A 16,202-nucleotide genomic window follows, 5' to 3' on the forward strand; every position below is an offset into this window, starting at 1 on the left:
TTCTTCTCTAATAACGTTTGCTATAGTCCACAATATTGCGCATTTGTCCGGTCTGTCCTTGGGTATACAGGGCCAGATTGCCGATGAACAGCTTGAATGCCCGCGCATCATAATCGGGATTGGCGCCGCCGATATGGGGGGTAAGAATGACATTTTCCAGGGACCACAACGGATGGCCGGGAGGCAAAGGTTCCGTCTCATAGACATCCAATCCTGCTGATGCTAAACGCCCGTCCTGCAAAGCGTTTATTAGTGCTTCCGTTTTTACCGTTGCACCACGTCCAATGTTAATAAAGCACGCTCCACGCTTAACCCGGTTAAATAATGATTCGTCGAACAGTCCGTCCGTTTCGCTGGTGAGCGGCAGAACATTAACAATGTAGTCGCTTTGCTCCATTACGGTTGCCAGTCCGGACAACGTGTACATGTCATCGACACCGTTTTCCGCTTCTCCGCTGCGGCGTACGCCCAGTACACGCATGTTGAAGGCTTTGGATAATTTGGCAATATGGCGGCCGATTTCCCCGACGCCGATAATGCCGATGGTTTTGCCATGCATTTCCCCATAGGAGCCTCCGGTATCCCATACAGAAGCAGTCTGGCTGCGGACAGCAAGATGGATGCTTCTGGTCAGCCCGAGCATCAGGGCAAATGCTGTTTCCGCCATGGGAACGGGATGAATGCCGCTGGCATCTGTAAGAGTAACGCCATGCTGCTCGAATTGGTCAAGCGGGAGCTTGTCCACTCCAGCCGCCCAGCTCTGCACCCAGCGAAGACGGGAAGCGCCATGGAGCGCCTCCTTCGCTGCGATATGGCTCCAGCCGCATATAATTTCAGCTTCAGTGAAAATTTGCGGATCGAGTTCTTTTGCTTTGCCAAAGATACATGTCCAGCCCGGGGCTGCGGCCCGGATTTGCTCCTGTTGTTCTCTGGTAAAGGATTGTAAACCGATAAGTGTTGGCATATGTATTCCCTCCCGGTGTGATGACACTCCATTATAATGGCTGAGTAGACACTTGTTTGTCCAAAGACGGGCTTCTGCTTCTTATGTTACCATGATAACAGCAACAATGAAAAAAGTTGGCAGTTAACGCTGCTGTGTACATATAATACCAAGGAGGAAACTTGGACATGAGTCGCTTGAGTGAAGCTTTTTCCTTAAAAGGACTGGAATTAAAAAACCGTATTGTCATGCCGCCGATGTGCCAATACTCCGTTACAGCGAAGGACGGCATTCCGAACGAATGGCACTATATTCATTATGTTTCCCGGGCTGTCGGAGGCACGGGGTTGATTATTATCGAAATGACGAATGTCGAGCCGGATGGCCGAATTACAGATCAATGTCTTGGCTTATGGTCAGATGAGCATGTCCCTCCGTTCGCAAGAATCATCAGGGAATGCCAGAAACATGGAGCCAAGGTAGCAATCCAGATCGCCCATGCCGGACGGAAGGCGCAGGATGCGAATCCTCCGGTCGCGCCCTCCGCACTTGCATTCGACAGCAGCTACAAGCTGCCGCGGGCGCTTGATACCGAAGAGGTCAGGACTATGGTTCATCAATTCCGGGAGGCTGTAAGACGTGCAGTAGCCGCAGGCGTTGATACGGTAGAGCTGCATGGCGCACATGGTTATCTGATTCATGAATTCCATTCCCCTTCACTGAATAAGCGGGAGGATGAGTACGGGGATGACCCGGCGTTATTCGGTGTGGAAGTTATCCGGGCTGTCAAGGAGGTTATGCCACCAGGCATGCCGCTAATCATGCGCATTTCAGCTGTGGAGTATATGGATGGCGGTTATGGTCTGGAGTATATGATCCGGATTGCAGCCCGATACAAAGAAGCAGGGGTGGACATCTTCCATGTATCCACCGGGGGAGAAGGGCCGGTAGGGAAGGAGCGCCAGCCAAGCTACAGCCCCGGCTATCAGGTGGGGATGGCGAGGGGCATCAAGGAAGCCTTGCAGGTTCCGGTTATCGCAGTTGGCGTGCTTGAGGAGCCGTCGCTCGCGGAGCAGGTGCTGGAGAGCGGGGCAACTGATCTTGTGGCTGTAGGGCGGGGAATGCTGCGCGATCCGTATTGGGCGTCTCATGCCCTGTTGTCCCTGTCCGGGGAGAACGGGAAAGAAGCGCATGTGCCAAGACCGTATAAGCGGGCTTACTAACGAATAGCCTGATGCCTTTCGTGCAGAAGCTTAAAAGTCCGTAAATATAGTGGAAATTGATTGCAAAAAGAGATACACTAGAGCTATTCCTGCTGTAACGAGGTGATTAACGATGACAGACAAGCCATTGAATACGGAAAATGAAGCGGCAGCCGCAGAAGAGAGCTCTCAGCCCCGCAAAGTTTCGCTGGCCGAGGCTATGAAGCAGAAGCTTGCGCAGAAGAAACAGGCCCAAGCAGAAGCGAATCAGCCAAAGAAACACCAGGCCGCGGGCAACCAGCCTAAAATGAGAAGCCAAAATACGAAAAAAATCAATAACCAACGCAAGCGCATGGGCGTATAATATCACGGGCTGCTTGGTAGGCATATGTCATGGGCGGCCGAGCTGTACCTGATATGCCGACACCGAGCGAAAGAAGGGGGATTGGGCACGATGGCAAATACCCACACTTATACCCGGAGAGAAGAAGTCGCCAATGCGATTACGCACGGTATCGGAGCGCTGCTGAGTGTGGCAGCGCTTGTACTGCTTATCGTATTTGCTTCTTTGAAGGGAACAGCATGGCATGTGGTGAGCTTCACCATCTACGGCAGCGCGATGCTGCTGCTTTATGTGTCATCTACTCTGGTCCACAGCTTTCCGGAGGGCAAAATCAAGGACCTGTTTGAAATCATGGACCACTCCTGCATTTATATTTTTATTGCAGGAACCTACACGCCTATACTATTTAATGTGGTACAAGGAGCGACCGGATGGGCGTTGTTTGGCATCGTCTGGGGCATAGCAATCGCCGGCGTGGTGTTCAAATCCTTTTTTGCTTCGAAATTCCTGTTCACCTCAACGCTGCTTTACATCGCGATGGGTTGGATTATTGTGTTCGCCTGGGGACCGCTGGTTGAGAATATGGCGCCTGGCGGCTTAAAGCTGCTGATTGGCGGCGGACTGTTATACACGTTCGGAACAGTATTTTACATGTGGCGCAGCTTCCCTTACCATCACGCGGTATGGCATTTATTTGTTCTTGGCGGCTCAACACTTCATTTCTTCGCCATATTGTTGTATGTACTGCCTCGTTGAGAGGCTTTTTTTATTTGGCATATGTAGTGGATATAGCGCTGCGGGAACCATTTGCTCAAAGCAGCATTAAGGAAACAAAAAGGTCGAATTCAAAGGCGGCAAGCCCGAATTCGACCTTTTTGTTTTAGCTTTTAGAATGCTTGTGTGAGTAATAAACGATTAGACTACTTTTGAGATCATTTGTTTTCCGGCTTTACCGGCTCATGAACCCTGTATAAGCGCCACTGGTTGTCGAAGTCATGATACAGTGTAGCCCACGGTGCGCCATTGTCGTAGAGGTCCGGATATTGCATATTAATGGCGCTCTTCGGACCATTGCGGAACGGTCTTGGCACGAGAATGTATTCGACCTCGGTACCAACCGGATCATTCAATGCTTTCTTGAAATCATAATCACTCGTAATCAGAAACTTCTTCAGATTACTGGTGTTCACCAGAATTGTAAAGGCATTTGAAGAATCAGTCATAATCGTTTCATTCGTAAATTTGTTATCCAGCCACTGGGCAATCGTGCGTTCCAAACGCTGGGCCTCGGCATATTCATTTGTTTCGATAGAGAGGAAGTTGTTCTCGTCCGGTGCGATCTTCGGATCTGTCACGGCATAAGAGAGCAAACCGGCTGTGCACAGAAGACAGACAGCGAGCAAGGAGAAGGCAGCACGCTGTTTCCATCTTTCCTTGATCAGGCTAAGCTCATAGGGCAGCCATGCCGTTACGACCGGGAAGACATACATGAAATACCGGAACCAGCCGAATGAAGATTCCTTCATCAGCAGGGCGAATTGCAGACCCGGTACTGCGGCAAACAGCAGCAGCAGAATCAGCAGGTCAGGCTTGTGAAGACGTTTTGAGAACAGCCGGATCAGCAGCACCCCAAGCAGCGGCAATGAATACCACATCGTCTTCTTGGCAATGAACCACAGCGACAGCAGCGGACTGTTGAACAGCCGGACAAAGTTTTCATCGTTCTTGAGCGCTTCCGATTGCGCGACGTTGGAGTATTCCGAGTTCAGGAAATAGAACGGATTTCCCATAATCGTATAGTTGAAGAAAATCCACAGCAGTCCCGAAAAAATAGACGGCACCAGCACCAGAATCCAGGTTGCCTCAATTTTGTTGTATTTTTCGAGCAGCTTGAGCTGAGGGTCGCTCGCTTCCCGGTGATGAAGCATCATGACAACAACTACGATGCCGAGTGCCAGGGACAGTCCGAACGGAACGGCCTCATACCGGGTCCAGAAGGCAAGCGCCAGAGCAAAGCCGGTAAAGATCAGGCTGCTTGTTTTGCGCTCCCTGATCCAAAAGCTGAACTCAATGACCGTATACATGAGAAAATAGACATAAGGCGCGTCACTAAGCCCGTTAGCACCGAATAAGAACACAAACGGGTTCAGGCTGAACAGCAGCGCCAGCGTCGCACTCATTAATTTGGATAATTCATATCGGATTCCCGTCTTGTACAGCAGCAAAGCGGTCAGAGCGGAGAAGATGGACGTCATAATGACGGCAGCCAGCCCGCGGGACGCCAGTACCGGAAAGATCGGATAAAAAATAAGCAGCACCATCTCCATAAGGCTCGGGAGCGGATTCCAGATAAAGCCGATGGCGCCAAGGTGAGGGTCTCTGCTGTACAGAACGTAGAACGCATTGGCAACGCGGCTCAGTGCATCGGTATGCATGTATCCCTTCACATAGCTGATATAGAAGCCCAGTGCGAACTCACCGGCGAATATGAAAAGAAATATAACCCACGGAAGAATACTGCGTTTTGTCATCCTTGAACTCCTTTGCGTTTACAATACAAGCCCCTAAAGGCTGATGTACCGTCTTTGACGCCGGTGAAGGCGGCGCCAGCCATGTATCCCTGCCCAAAAGGCGGAAGGCATCCTGGAGCGAAAGGCAATTAGCTTCAGGCTTTCTCCTGTACATCCGGACGAAAGGTCCAGCGGCGGTTCAGAATATAGTTATGAAGCGGTACGAGAACCGTAATGATGCATTGTCCGAGCAGGTAGGGAAGATGGGCAAGCTCTACGGCTGCATACATGACCGCTGTATTCAACAGGAGTCCGGAGCAGGAGACGATTGTATATTTGATAAATTGCCGAAGGCGGATTTGTCCGGAAGCATCCGTAAACGTCCACTTGGAATTCAGAATATACGATACGACCAGAACTGCGATAAAGCCGAGCGCTGAACCGGCAATCGGATGGAGGCCTCCCCATTCCACAAGGATTACAAGCAGGGCAAAATGAAGTGCGGTCCCGATCAGGCCGACAATCCCGTACTTAATGAGGGGAGACTGCAGAATAGACAGCATCTTGTCCTCTCTCCTCAACGGTTTGGACGGAACCGGCATGCTGGCTTCTGTCACTGACCAGGTAGCGCGGACGGCCTTTCACCTCATGATAAATAGCGCCAATATACTCCCCGACAATGCCGATGGAGATCATAATAACCGAACCTATAATCAACTGAAGCAGAATAACGGTTGTAAATCCGGTCACAGCGCTGCCTTGCAGCTTGTTGACGAGCGTATGAATGCCGAGCGCCACCGAGCATACGAAAAACAACAAGCCGATATAAGTTACGATTCGAAGCGGCTTGGTCGAGAAGGCCACGATAGCGTCAAGCGCCAGCCTGATTAGGGACTGAATGCTCCAGCGGCTCGCTCCTCCGGAACGTATCTGAACTTCAAAAGGAAGCTGGGTACGCCGGAAGCCAAGCCAGGCTGACATGCCTCTGAAAAACATAGTACGCTCCGGCATCTGGCGCCAGGCCTCGACGACCTTCTCATCGAGCAGCTTGAAGTCGGAAGCATTTTTAAGATCGAAGCCGGACAGATGGTTAAGCATTCCGTAGAACAGCGAGGCGCCGGCTTTCTTGTTCCAGCTTTCGTTGCCCCGGCTTGTCTTCACGCATTCGACGACCTCAAACCCTGAGCGCCACAGCTGAACCATTTCAGGGATCAGTCCCGGGGGATGCTGCAGATCGCCGTCCATTATAATAACAGCCTTTCCCCGGGTATGCTCGATGCCTGCGCACAGGGCGGACTCCTTGCCGAAATTACGGCTCAGCCTAAGTGCGTTCAAGCCCTTTATGTAGCCGGAGGCCTTCTCGAGCACTTCCCACGTCTGGTCCCTGGAGCCGTCATCGATGACGATCAGCTCATACCGGGAGCAGACTGAAGCGGCCGCCGCGGCTATCGTCACGAGCGATTCGGCCAGATGCTCCGCTTCATTATAGACCGGAATAACAATAGAAAGCTCAGGCTTGCTGTTCTCCATAGCGGCTTCTCCTCTCTGCCGGTGGGCTCAAAGTGATTGATTTGGTGTTTGTCCTTGTCCCTGTGCCTGTGCATGATCGTCGAAGGCAGGGTCATGGAGGCCATGAACGGTTTTCTCCCAGTAGAACGGCTTCGTAATAAGCTGCCAGGCGGCTTTGACCGCTGCCAGACTCATCATGACCCAATAAATTGGGGTCAGCAGCGCATAGCGTACGAGAGAATAGGAGAAAATCTGGCTTCGCTTCTGCTCCAATTCATGAATGACCCAGTACACACCAGCCACATTGCTGAATATAAACAGGAAATTGCCTGCATAAAATTCCACGCTTGCCAGATAGTAAATCGCACCCGGGAAAAACCGGGGAATAAATTCGAAATGCCAGCCGAACCACAAGATAAGCATCACCCAGAAAATCGGGTTGAGCAGCGGCAGCAGCGGCGTGGCCAAAATCATGACCTGGAAGCCGAGGAAGCCCTTCGGGCCAATCTCCCGCCACAGTTTCACCGGATTGCGCATATGCACGAGCCAGGTCTGCATGTAGCCCTTGATCCAGCGGGAGCGCTGTCTGATCCAGTTGCCGACACGGCTGTTGGCTTCTTCCCAGGTACGGGAATCCACGATGGCTGTCTTGTAGCCATGTTTATACAGACGGATGCCAAGGTCCGCATCCTCGGTGACATTGTAAGGGTCCCAGGCGTTCAATTCCTTCAGTACGGACAGCTTGAAGTGGTTAGAGGTTCCGCCAAGCGGAATCGGCACATCAAGCTTCATAATGCCCGGCAGCAGCAGTTCAAACCACATGCTGTATTCCTGTGTGAACCAGCGTGTCAGCCAATTCTGGCTGCTGTTGAAGTAGTTGAGTTTTGCCTGGATACAGGCAAATTCCTCCGGACATTTGCGGAAAGTGGCGATTACCTTTTTCAGCTGATCCGGATCCGGACGGTCTTCTGCGTCATAGATGACGACGAATTCGCCGCGTGCGCGAATCAGGCCGTAATTGCATGCTTTGGGCTTTGTCTTTGGCAGACTGTCGGGAACGATCAAGGTTGTATAGTAAAAGGGCAAATCCATGGATTCGAGCAGTTCCCGTGTCTCGATATCATCCTCTTCAATGAGCAGTCTGACATCGAGCTTCGCCTTTGGATAGTCGAGATTTTCCAGATTGGAGATGAGGTGGGGGATAACCTGCGCTTCCTTGTACATAGGAACAAGAATGGTATAAATCGGCAAGTCCCGCTCATCCATAGCGGAAATCTCTTCATCCGTGAATCTGAATTGCGCTCCCTTGCGGGAGCCGAGCATAATCACCCAGAATTTAAAGACAGACATAATAAAATAGAAAAGCTGTATGGCAATGTTGACTGCAAGCAGCGTTACCCAGAAGTTCACGATCAGGCCGATTACAAGCAGAACGCCGATTCCAATTGCGATTCCGGTCTGCGGCTTCGTAAACGTCGTATGTGCCGAATTATGCGGCTGCTCGCTAGCCAGCCTGTTCGTGCTCTCATGAAGCATTTCGCTAGTGTAGACTTCCTTCCAGAAGTGTTCCATCTCATCCTTGGTTGCCAGCACCTGCTCAATTGGCATCTCCAGCATGGCTTCAACCTTTTGTACCGTATCATCGGACAGCGGTGTTGTCACGGCAACCAGATAGCGGTTGACATATTGGTGAATGACGACCAGTCCCAGTTCCCTTGCAACGGATTCAGGCAGTTTGAGCGTGGTTTCCAGCGTCAGATCCGCTCCGATCCGTCCGATGTTGTTCTGGGTCGCAATGGTCCGGTACAGCTCGCTAGGCTCAATCATCTTCAGGGAAAGCAGCACATCGCCAAGCATGCCGCCGCTTTTTTGCTGGAAGGCAAGCGCCTTGTCCAGTTGCTCCCGGGTCAGCTTGCCGGATTGCACCAGAATGTCGCCAAGCCGGCCTTTCTCGCTGCTCAAGTACTGGTTCAAGTCATCCGGCTGTACGAAGCCCATGTCGATCAGAATATCGCCCAGCCTGCCGCCGAACTGGCGCTGGCGCTGAATAGAGGTATGCAACTGCTCCTCCGTAATTTTCCCGTCTTCAAGGAGCATGTCGCCCATCCTGCGGGGCTTGGATTCACTGCCTGATTGCGCAGCCAATACAGCCGCGGAAGTTGCAGCTGCTGTGCCAGTGGCAGTTGCCGCCGTTTCCCGTGCCGCCGGGGCGGCTCGCCGCTCATATTGTTCGATCCGCATATGCGATTCCTGAATGCGGAGCTGAAGCTCGTTGATTTCGTTCTCCAGCCGCTGCATCCGGTTCTGCTGATCTGTCCGCTGCTTCTCCAGCGCTGCATTGGTATCGTCAAGCTGCCGGCTGGCCGCCTCGATCCGCCGCTTGGCACTGCCAATGCTGAGTCCTCCCACCCGGAGTCTGAATTTCTTCATAGCGCGCCCGTACGCTCGGCAAGCAGCCGCTCTTTGTTTAGCATGGACTTTAATTCCTGCTGAAGAGAGAGGCTCTGAGCCACCATTTTGTTATATTTAAGCTCGAATTCTGCCTCTTCGCTTGCCTGGAGCGCAAGCAGCGATTCCTGTTCGGCATGAAGCAGCTCCACATATCGGATCACCTCTTCAGAGCGGTAACCAATAAGGGCGCGTTTGGTTCTCATTTCTTCATCCTCCTAGGTCAAAATCTCAATTAGAACACAGTTCTCCATAGCGGCAAAATAGCTGCCCTGCGAGGGGAAAAGTGTCTGGCCGGAAGCAACCGGCATCCTTTGCCCGTCAATTTCCGCCACTTCACCGTAACCATAGGCAAGCAGCCATTGTACACGAACCATAGAAGCAGGGCGCTCATAGCGCGCACCCTTGGGAAGTGTGATCCGGTTCGTCTGGACACTGATGCTGCCATCACCACTGTATTGCGTATCCAGCCTTTTGCTGGCTGCAAGGGAGGTGTCAGCCGGCTTGATCCGGTCAACCAGCGGCTTGATATTGCCGGCCTGGCGTTTGTTCGTGACGAGAATGCCGCTTTCCCCTGCGATAATGACGGCATCCGGAATTCCATTGACGATGACAGGCGTTTCCAGTTCATTGATGATGTGGGTGTTGTCACAGCCGTCTCCGAGAATGCCATCCCCATAGACAGGCTGGTTGAGTAATGTGGAAATCGCTTCCCAATTGCCCATATCCTCCCAGTTCCCTTCGTATAAAAGGCCGCCTAACAGCGGCTCTTGTTCGACAATGGCGTAGTCAAAACTGGTTTTCGGAAGCAGATGATAGCTCTTCTTGAGTGCGTGGAAATCGGAAGGAAAACCTGCTTCGCGCAGTTTGCCGATCAAATAGCCAAGCTTGAATGCGAAAATACCGCAATTCCATAACGACCCTTGTTCAATCAGTTCAAGGGCGGTCGCAGTATCCGGCTTCTCGACAAACCGCTTTATGGCATAGGGCTGCTGCCTGCAATCTGTGGCAGGAACAATATAACCATATTTGCTGGATGGATAGGTTGGGGTTACACCCAGCAGTGCAATCCGGCTGTCTCCGCTTGCTACAGCAGCTTTCAGCTCAGACAGCCTCTTATAAAAGGTGGAATCCGCTTTACCGTCTACGGGCAGCACGATGATGACCTCATCGTCCGGTATATTCCATTCCGAATGCATGAAGGAGGCGGATAAAGCAATAGCCGGATATGTATCTCTTCGTTCAGGCTCAATAATGCAAGGAACGGAACTGCCGAGCTGCTCCTGAAGCAGCGATAGCTGGTTTTCAGAAGAGGCTATCACGGTATGCTCCAACAGGCCGGCTTCACCAAGCTCATGCAGTGTATTTTGCAGCATCGAAATCGCTTTGCCAGTCTGATTCTTCAGCAGTTTCAAGTATTGTTTGGAGCGGTCTTCATTGGAAAGGGGCCACAGACGCTTTCCGGCTCCCCCAGATAACAGAATAATCTTCATGCAAAATCCTCCTGGTTAGGCCACCTTAGAACGTGCAGTCCAGTTTATAGCAGTTGCTGCTGCGAAAGATGTCGAAACTGACCACAGCTCTAGTATAAAAATAAATTATTAAAAAAGTATAAGCTTACCTTGAATTTTACTATAGATGAGCCTCAGGAGTGTGTCAATATGTAGCAAAAGTTCCCACGTAAAACTATAGTCCCGCTTTTTTAATTCTATTGTACCATTGCTGCCTAGACAGAAACTGAACAAAAAAACAGCAGGCGTGTCACGTTGCGGACGGACACCAGCCTGCAGGGTCAGCACATACTTGTTCGGCTATTTTGGGAGCCTGGCTGGCCAGCGCATCAAAATAAGTGGCGAGCGAATGATTGGCCGGTATAGAGCCGGCTTGCTGCTCCAATTTGTATTCTCCTTTTACATGCAAATAAATGTAGGTTTTCTCTGTCTTCGGGGACCGGTACAGGAGCGGGGGAAGCTGGGGCACGATATCGTACTTATTGGCGACGCGTACAGATACCGGAATGTTCCGGTTGAACATCCGGACAAAGGAAGGGTCTCCGACGCGGGGCGAGGCGTACGTATAGACTTTGATTTTCCGCTCTCCGAAGCAGGCGTTTAAATCTGGTGCGGCGAGCGTGGCAAGAGCTCCGCCAAGGCTGTGTCCCGTAACGTACAGCGTGAGGGAGGAGGGGAGCTTGCTGACGAGCTCGACCAATTGTCCGCGGAGGGAGCGGTATATATCGGTGAAGCCCTGATGCGTCATGCCGCCGTTCTTTACATACCGGTAGTCTGTCTGACGGGCGATCAGATCCGAAACCCATTCAGTTGCAGTGCCTGTGCCGCGGAAAGCGACGACAGCGGCTTTATCCGAGGCAATGACAAAGCCGAACCATTCCTTTGAAGATTGATAAGAGGTGCCCTTCAGGCTGCCAACCAGATGATAGCCCTTGGGCATGATGAAGGTTCCGTCGCGGTTGTGGAACTGGGTGTATGTCTGTGCGCATACCGCAGCAAGGAACAGTGCTGTTCTCATATTGATTGTACTCTTGCCCATATCGTTGTCTCCTTGCATTCAGGTTGTCAGAAATGCTAATGCTATCCTATATATATGTGCATTTGTACCAGAGGGCGATGGGCAAACGCCTATTGGCGGGCTATTGCTGACAATTTGTTATGTATGCGCTACAATGAGGTAAACCATGGCAGAAGAGGAGTGACTGCATCAATGACTTTAAAGGTTGGACTCATAGGCACAGGATGGTTTTCGAAAATGCACGGCGAGCTGCTGGCCGCGGAGGAAGGCGTGGAAGTTGCGGCCATTTGCGGATCAAGCAAGGAGAAGGCCGATGAGCTTTCCCGGCAATTTGATGATGCCAGAGGCTACGGCAAGATTACCGACATGCTCGATTCCCGGAAGCTGGATGCCGTATACATATGTGTTCCTCCGTTTGCACACGGAGAAATCGAACATGCCCTGATTCAAAGGGGGATTCCGTTCCTTGTAGAAAAGCCGCTGGGCGTTGATATGGAAGCGCCGACATCGATCCTTAAAGGCGTGCAGGAAAAGCAGCTTATTACTTCGGTAGGCTATCACTTCAGATATATGGACAGCACGGCCAAAGCCCGTCAGCTGCTCAAGGACAAGGTGGTCGGGATGGCGCTTGGCCAATGGATGGGCGGCATGCCGGGCGTCTACTGGTGGAGAAAGCAGGAAGGCTCCGGCGGCCAGATTGTTGAACAGACGACGCATTTGTTTGATCTGCTGCGTTATTTGCTCGGCGAAGTGACCGAGGTATATGCCGCTTATGCGCAACGGGTCATGCATAACAAGCATGACAATGTTTCTGTTGCCGATGTCGGCACCGTGACACTGAAGCTGGCAAGCGGTGCGGTAGCCAACTTGTCCAATGCCTGCATGCTGAGCGGCGGAGGGCATACGGGCTTGAGCATCTTTACAGATGGCAACAATCTGGAGCTTACGCATGGCGGACTGGTCGAGACAGCTGGCGAGAACACCCATGAATATAAAAATGTCTCCAACCCCTATGCCAGTGAGACGCGCGCATTTTTACATGCGCTGCGGACAGGGGACACATCCGGCATTTTGTCCACGTACGAGGATGCCTGGAAGACACAGCAGGTAACCGTGGCAGCCAATGAATCGGCTCAAAGCGGCAAGCCGGTAAAAATCTTAGCTTTATCATAGTAAGCATACAAAAGCAGGGGCTTGTTCCAAGGTCGGCCGGACCATGGGACAAGCCCCTGTGTGTGTCAAGAATACCCTGGTTGTATGCATATGATTTTTCTATCTTCTGAGGCGCCCTGTAATGAGCGAGATCAGGAACAGAACCAGGAAGATATAGAATAACACTTTGGCAATCCCGGCTGCTGCGCTGACAATGCCCCCAAAACCAAAAATAGCGGCTACGATCGCAATAATAAAAAATATGGCTGCCCATTGAAGCATATTCATCACCTTTCCTCTCTGAAATTATTTCTAGCTCGTCCTGCTTGCTTTGAACATAACCAACAGGCAGCCGCTTTGAAACAAGAAAGGACGATTTGATTCACCGCCCGGGCGAGCGGGTAACGATATACACAGGGTAACAGGGAGAACAAGAAGCACGGAACGGGGGAAGCATATGCTGATCGAAATTAGTGTCCTTATTATTGCAATTGCGGTAGTCGTACTGGTTGTGTTTTTGGTTCAAACGTTGCGTCAGGCTCAGGCTTCGATACAGGCGGCTAACGAAACGCTGAGGGAAACCAAAGAACTGGTGCAACAATCCAAAGAGGATGTTCAGCAATTAATGAAGGGTGTTAATGAGCTCGTACACCAGGTGAACCATCAGGTGAGTGCGGTTGATCCGCTGATGTCTTCGGTCCGAAATGTCGGCGCGGCTGTTAATGAGGTAACAGAAGCAGCCAAAGAACTGTCTGCGACCTGGTCGGGCAGCTTGAAGCGACGGGCGGTGCTGAATGCGCAGAAGGGAAGTACTGTACCCCAATGGCTGGATTGGGTGGAGACCGGAATCCGAACCTATCAGGCAGCCAAAGGGCTTGTAGAGCAGGGCCGGCGCAGCAATTCTGTTACTGCCGAGCAGCCGTTTGCTTCTGCAGGCGGCAGGATAGATAATGAAAGATAAGCGGATTAAAGGCTTTTACGAGCTAAGAGATTCAAGGAGCTGAACAATGAAAATACTCGTCGTTGATGATAATCCAATGAATGTAACGGTCGTTAAAGAAATGCTCAAACGGGCGGGCTACAGGGATGTGCATTCAGCCGCTTCCGGGCAGGAGACATTTGAGCTTGTCGGGCTGGATGAGAACGGAGCCGAATATCCCGGACAGAAGCTCGGTGAGCCGGAATACGACCTGATCCTGCTCGATATGATGATGCCAGGAATTGACGGAATTGCCGTTTGCCGGTCCTTGCAGCATTCAGCCCGGATTAAGGACATCCCGATCATTATGGTAACGGCAATCGGAGACTCCAAGAAGCTGGCCGAAGCGCTTGATGCCGGGGCCAGCGATTATGTCACCAAGCCGATCAACAAGGTCGAGCTGCTTGCCAGAATTCGGGTCGCCCTTCGTCTGAAGGAGGAGAAGGACTGGCATAAGAAGCAGGACCGCAAGCTTAGGGAGGAGCTTCAGTTGGCCAGAGAGGTGCAGTCGGCGGTACTGCCCCAGCCGGTAGTGGAGGAGCATATCGAGATTGGCGCTATTTACCGTCCTTCCGAAGAATTGGCGGGAGATTTGTATGCCTGGCACCGCATTGACAACAGCCGTTACGGCGTGGCTGTAGTCGATGCAATGGGGCATGGGATCTCCTCGTCTCTGGTATGCATGTTCATTGCTTCCGTGCTCAAGGATGCCATGATCAAGCTGGTCGATCCCGTGCTGGTTATTCAGGAACTGAACCGCCGGGCGCTGCAGCTTCAATTTGCGGACCAGCTTATCCAGTATTATTATACGGCCCTATATATGGTTGTGGATGTAGATAGAGGCCAGATTGAATATGTGAATGCCGGTCATCCGCCGGGTCTGCTTCTTCGGGCTGAAGGAGGAACAGAGCAGCTCCAGGGAGGAAGCACAGCAATCGGGATGTTTGAACAGATCAAGGTGACCAAGCAAACAATGGGGATCGGGAAGCGGGACCGGGTTGTGCTCGTAACCGACGGGGTCATCGATGTCGTGAACGCACCGGACAATGAGAAGCTGGAAACGCTGTTTGAACAGCTTGCAGAGCCGGCAGAGGGAGAGGCCATAAGCAGATGGGAGGAGAGCTTTTTCCTGGATAACGTTCAGACCGGCCGGCCGGATGACCGTTGTCTTGTCTGGGTTCATATGAAGCAGTAATGAAAGCTGATCTATATTGCATCAACAAAGAGCCTGATCCGGTCTTCTCCATGTCCGGTCAGGCTCTTTCGTTGATATGCGTATAAGCGGTTCATCGTTTACGCGGAGCAAACGAGGAGGGAGCAGTTGCATCTGTCAACGTCTTGTTTGCGCTGCGTTTTTTTCGGGAGCGCGTTAGCGGAATATCGTCTTCCCCTGCCATGGGGTGTCCGATATGTGGATCAAGCGCCTTGGCTTGATTGCGGCGTTTTCGCAGGCTTCGGCTGTCTTCTGTAAGCCGGGAATGGTGGTATTTTCCCTTTAGGAGATCGCCTGTCCAGCCCTTGTACCAAAGCCACAAATAGATGCCGATAGTCATCGCCAGTGTAATGCAGATCACCACGGTAAAGCCCCAAGTCTCCTTGAGCCAGGGAAGACGCTGAAAGTTCATTCCCCACAAAGCGCCAATAATGCCGGCTGGTGTGAAAATAGCGGTGAAGATGGTCAGAGTCTTCATAATGTCCGTACCACGGAAATTGGACAGGGCATCATCCATGGAAATGAGGGTGTCAATTTGCAGACTGTAATGATTGAGCAGGCCGTCGATCCGGTCCATCTTGTAGCGCAGGCGATGGTAGCTGTCCGTCTCCTCGAACTGGTCCAGAAAGGCTTCCCTGGCTGCGCTTTGTGTCTCCACAACCGGGATAAAGAGCTGGCTCCAGTGCAAGAGGTCATACCGGCGTTCGAAGATGCTGTCCATCAGGTCTGTGCGGTTGCGGTTGCGCATTGTATTTTCAAGTTGATTCAGCTTGACCTCAAATTCATCCATTCCGCTGTGAAAGGTTTCCAGAATGAGTCCGAGCAAAATCATTAACGCCTCAGGAGCGCTGCCGCTCCGTTCGAGCTTCTCGCTCCAGGGCGAACTTTGCAGACGGATCGGAATTCTGAGATCATGATGAATGGATACCAGCCTTTCCCGGCTCACCCAGAAATGCAGGGGCTGAATATCGCTCTCATCCTCTGATATTTGTATCATCAATGTTCCATGGAGAACGGAGGAGCCGTCTGCCAGCTCACTGACACCAACATGGTTATTGGCGCGCTCCTCGCATTCGTCTAGCCAATTTGCGCAATCCGGGAGCGTCTTTTTTAATTTTGCATATGAATGTTCGGCGGAATGAAAGGCATGCAGCCATTCCCAGCCGGCGTTAAAGCGAAATATGCGGTGTGCCATCCTAGTTTGACCTCCCGGGTCGGTTGTTCGGTTGTCCAACTTCCGAAATATAGGTTCATCATACCCTATTGGGGAATCGATTGTAAAACAAGCAGTGAAAATTTCTGTATAAGTGGAGCAAAAGAAAGGGAAACAGGGAGAAGCTTTCCCGCGGCGGTCCTGCTTGAAAGTCATTCTTT

16 protein-coding genes are annotated in these 16,202 nt (G+C 51.7%); 6 read left to right on the forward strand and 10 right to left on the reverse strand.

What is annotated here, in order from left to right:
- Window positions 1–7: 7 nt before the first annotated feature.
- Window positions 8–964 carry a D-2-hydroxyacid dehydrogenase gene (locus H583_RS0130960; protein ID WP_028563863.1) on the reverse strand — a complete coding sequence of 319 codons (957 nt, stop codon included), beginning with the start codon at window positions 962–964 and terminating at the stop codon, window positions 8–10.
- Between the two features lie 167 nt (window positions 965–1,131).
- Between H583_RS0130960 and H583_RS0130965 the strand changes: the two genes are divergently transcribed.
- The 3 genes from H583_RS0130965 to trhA all read left to right on the forward strand — a co-directional run bounded on the left by H583_RS0130965 (window position 1,132) and on the right by trhA (window position 3,244).
- Window positions 1,132–2,166: an NADH:flavin oxidoreductase/NADH oxidase gene (locus tag H583_RS0130965; RefSeq protein WP_028563864.1), complete on the forward strand. Its 1,035-nt coding sequence runs from the start codon at window positions 1,132–1,134 to the stop codon at window positions 2,164–2,166.
- Between the two features lie 112 nt (window positions 2,167–2,278).
- Complete coding sequence (locus H583_RS0130970) at window positions 2,279–2,509, forward strand: hypothetical protein (RefSeq protein ID WP_028563865.1); 231 nt, start codon at window positions 2,279–2,281, stop codon at window positions 2,507–2,509.
- Between the two features lie 90 nt (window positions 2,510–2,599).
- On the forward strand, window positions 2,600–3,244 hold the full coding sequence (gene trhA, locus H583_RS0130975; protein ID WP_028563866.1) for a PAQR family membrane homeostasis protein TrhA: 645 nt from the start codon (window positions 2,600–2,602) through the stop codon (window positions 3,242–3,244).
- 176 nt (window positions 3,245–3,420) lie between these two features.
- Here the strand turns inward: trhA and H583_RS0130980 are convergent, their stop codons facing one another.
- From H583_RS0130980 to H583_RS0131010, 7 genes are all read right to left on the reverse strand, one after another.
- Window positions 3,421–5,019 carry an ArnT family glycosyltransferase gene (locus H583_RS0130980; protein ID WP_028563867.1) on the reverse strand — a complete coding sequence of 533 codons (1,599 nt, stop codon included), beginning with the start codon at window positions 5,017–5,019 and terminating at the stop codon, window positions 3,421–3,423.
- A gap of 134 nt (window positions 5,020–5,153) precedes the next feature.
- Complete coding sequence (locus tag H583_RS0130985) at window positions 5,154–5,561, reverse strand: GtrA family protein (RefSeq protein WP_028563868.1); 408 nt, start codon at window positions 5,559–5,561, stop codon at window positions 5,154–5,156.
- Window positions 5,530–6,528 carry a glycosyltransferase family 2 protein gene (locus tag H583_RS0130990; protein WP_028563869.1) on the reverse strand — a complete coding sequence of 333 codons (999 nt, stop codon included), beginning with the start codon at window positions 6,526–6,528 and terminating at the stop codon, window positions 5,530–5,532. The genes H583_RS0130985 and H583_RS0130990 overlap by 32 nt, the downstream gene beginning before the upstream one ends.
- A gap of 27 nt (window positions 6,529–6,555) precedes the next feature.
- Window positions 6,556–8,937: a cyclic di-GMP-binding domain-containing protein, MshE-related gene (locus H583_RS0130995; protein WP_028563870.1), complete on the reverse strand. Its 2,382-nt coding sequence runs from the start codon at window positions 8,935–8,937 to the stop codon at window positions 6,556–6,558.
- On the reverse strand, window positions 8,934–9,161 hold the full coding sequence (locus H583_RS0131000) for a hypothetical protein (protein WP_028563871.1): 228 nt from the start codon (window positions 9,159–9,161) through the stop codon (window positions 8,934–8,936). The genes H583_RS0130995 and H583_RS0131000 overlap by 4 nt, the downstream gene beginning before the upstream one ends.
- Before the next feature lie 12 nt (window positions 9,162–9,173).
- Entirely contained in the window at window positions 9,174–10,448 is a 1,275-nt protein-coding gene (locus tag H583_RS34945; protein WP_051237271.1) for a sugar phosphate nucleotidyltransferase, read from the reverse strand.
- A 268-nt stretch (window positions 10,449–10,716) separates the two neighbouring features.
- Window positions 10,717–11,505 (reverse strand): lipase family protein, encoded by a 789-nt coding sequence (locus tag H583_RS0131010; protein ID WP_036711644.1) that lies wholly within the window; start codon window positions 11,503–11,505, stop codon window positions 10,717–10,719.
- Between the two features lie 171 nt (window positions 11,506–11,676).
- Between H583_RS0131010 and H583_RS0131015 the strand changes: the two genes are divergently transcribed.
- Complete coding sequence (locus H583_RS0131015; protein WP_028563873.1) at window positions 11,677–12,657, forward strand: Gfo/Idh/MocA family protein; 981 nt, start codon at window positions 11,677–11,679, stop codon at window positions 12,655–12,657.
- 99 nt (window positions 12,658–12,756) lie between these two features.
- Here H583_RS0131015 and H583_RS36405 read toward each other — a convergent pair whose 3' ends face one another.
- On the reverse strand, window positions 12,757–12,918 hold the full coding sequence (locus H583_RS36405; RefSeq protein WP_028563874.1) for a DUF1328 domain-containing protein: 162 nt from the start codon (window positions 12,916–12,918) through the stop codon (window positions 12,757–12,759).
- A gap of 175 nt (window positions 12,919–13,093) precedes the next feature.
- Between H583_RS36405 and H583_RS35810 the strand changes: the two genes are divergently transcribed.
- Window positions 13,094–13,597: a DUF948 domain-containing protein gene (locus H583_RS35810; protein WP_051237273.1), complete on the forward strand. Its 504-nt coding sequence runs from the start codon at window positions 13,094–13,096 to the stop codon at window positions 13,595–13,597.
- Between the two features lie 46 nt (window positions 13,598–13,643).
- Window positions 13,644–14,810: a PP2C family protein-serine/threonine phosphatase gene (locus H583_RS0131030; RefSeq protein WP_028563875.1), complete on the forward strand. Its 1,167-nt coding sequence runs from the start codon at window positions 13,644–13,646 to the stop codon at window positions 14,808–14,810.
- Window positions 14,811–14,901: 91 nt separating this feature from the next.
- On the opposite strand, the gene H583_RS34955 is transcribed toward H583_RS0131030, so the two are convergent.
- On the reverse strand, window positions 14,902–16,023 hold the full coding sequence (locus tag H583_RS34955) for a magnesium transporter CorA family protein (protein WP_051237275.1): 1,122 nt from the start codon (window positions 16,021–16,023) through the stop codon (window positions 14,902–14,904).
- Window positions 16,024–16,202 lie beyond the last annotated feature (179 nt).

It is taken from the genome of Paenibacillus pinihumi DSM 23905 = JCM 16419 (assembly GCF_000422505.1).
In the GTDB taxonomy this organism is placed as follows: Bacteria; Bacillota; Bacilli; order Paenibacillales; family Paenibacillaceae; genus Paenibacillus_D; species Paenibacillus_D pinihumi.

Coding starts and splice junctions, on each gene's coding strand:
- H583_RS0131000 (WP_028563871.1), bottom strand. CDS start 9,161: ATGAGAACCAAACGCGCCCTTATTGGTTACCGCTCTGAAGAGGTGATC.
- H583_RS0130990 (WP_028563869.1), bottom strand. CDS start 6,528: ATGGAGAACAGCAAGCCTGAGCTTTCTATTGTTATTCCGGTCTATAAT.
- H583_RS34945 (WP_051237271.1), bottom strand. CDS start 10,448: ATGAAGATTATTCTGTTATCTGGGGGAGCCGGAAAGCGTCTGTGGCCC.
- H583_RS0130980 (WP_028563867.1), bottom strand. CDS start 5,019: ATGACAAAACGCAGTATTCTTCCGTGGGTTATATTTCTTTTCATATTC.
- H583_RS35810 (WP_051237273.1), top strand. CDS start 13,094: ATGCTGATCGAAATTAGTGTCCTTATTATTGCAATTGCGGTAGTCGTA.
- H583_RS0130995 (WP_028563870.1), bottom strand. CDS start 8,937: ATGAAGAAATTCAGACTCCGGGTGGGAGGACTCAGCATTGGCAGTGCC.
- H583_RS0130985 (WP_028563868.1), bottom strand. CDS start 5,561: ATGCTGTCTATTCTGCAGTCTCCCCTCATTAAGTACGGGATTGTCGGC.
- H583_RS34955 (WP_051237275.1), bottom strand. CDS start 16,023: ATGGCACACCGCATATTTCGCTTTAACGCCGGCTGGGAATGGCTGCAT.
- H583_RS0131010 (WP_036711644.1), bottom strand. CDS start 11,505: ATGGGCAAGAGTACAATCAATATGAGAACAGCACTGTTCCTTGCTGCG.
- trhA (WP_028563866.1), top strand. CDS start 2,600: ATGGCAAATACCCACACTTATACCCGGAGAGAAGAAGTCGCCAATGCG.
- H583_RS0130965 (WP_028563864.1), top strand. CDS start 1,132: ATGAGTCGCTTGAGTGAAGCTTTTTCCTTAAAAGGACTGGAATTAAAA.
- H583_RS0130970 (WP_028563865.1), top strand. CDS start 2,279: ATGACAGACAAGCCATTGAATACGGAAAATGAAGCGGCAGCCGCAGAA.
- H583_RS0130960 (WP_028563863.1), bottom strand. CDS start 964: ATGCCAACACTTATCGGTTTACAATCCTTTACCAGAGAACAACAGGAG.
- H583_RS0131015 (WP_028563873.1), top strand. CDS start 11,677: ATGACTTTAAAGGTTGGACTCATAGGCACAGGATGGTTTTCGAAAATG.
- H583_RS36405 (WP_028563874.1), bottom strand. CDS start 12,918: ATGCTTCAATGGGCAGCCATATTTTTTATTATTGCGATCGTAGCCGCT.
- H583_RS0131030 (WP_028563875.1), top strand. CDS start 13,644: ATGAAAATACTCGTCGTTGATGATAATCCAATGAATGTAACGGTCGTT.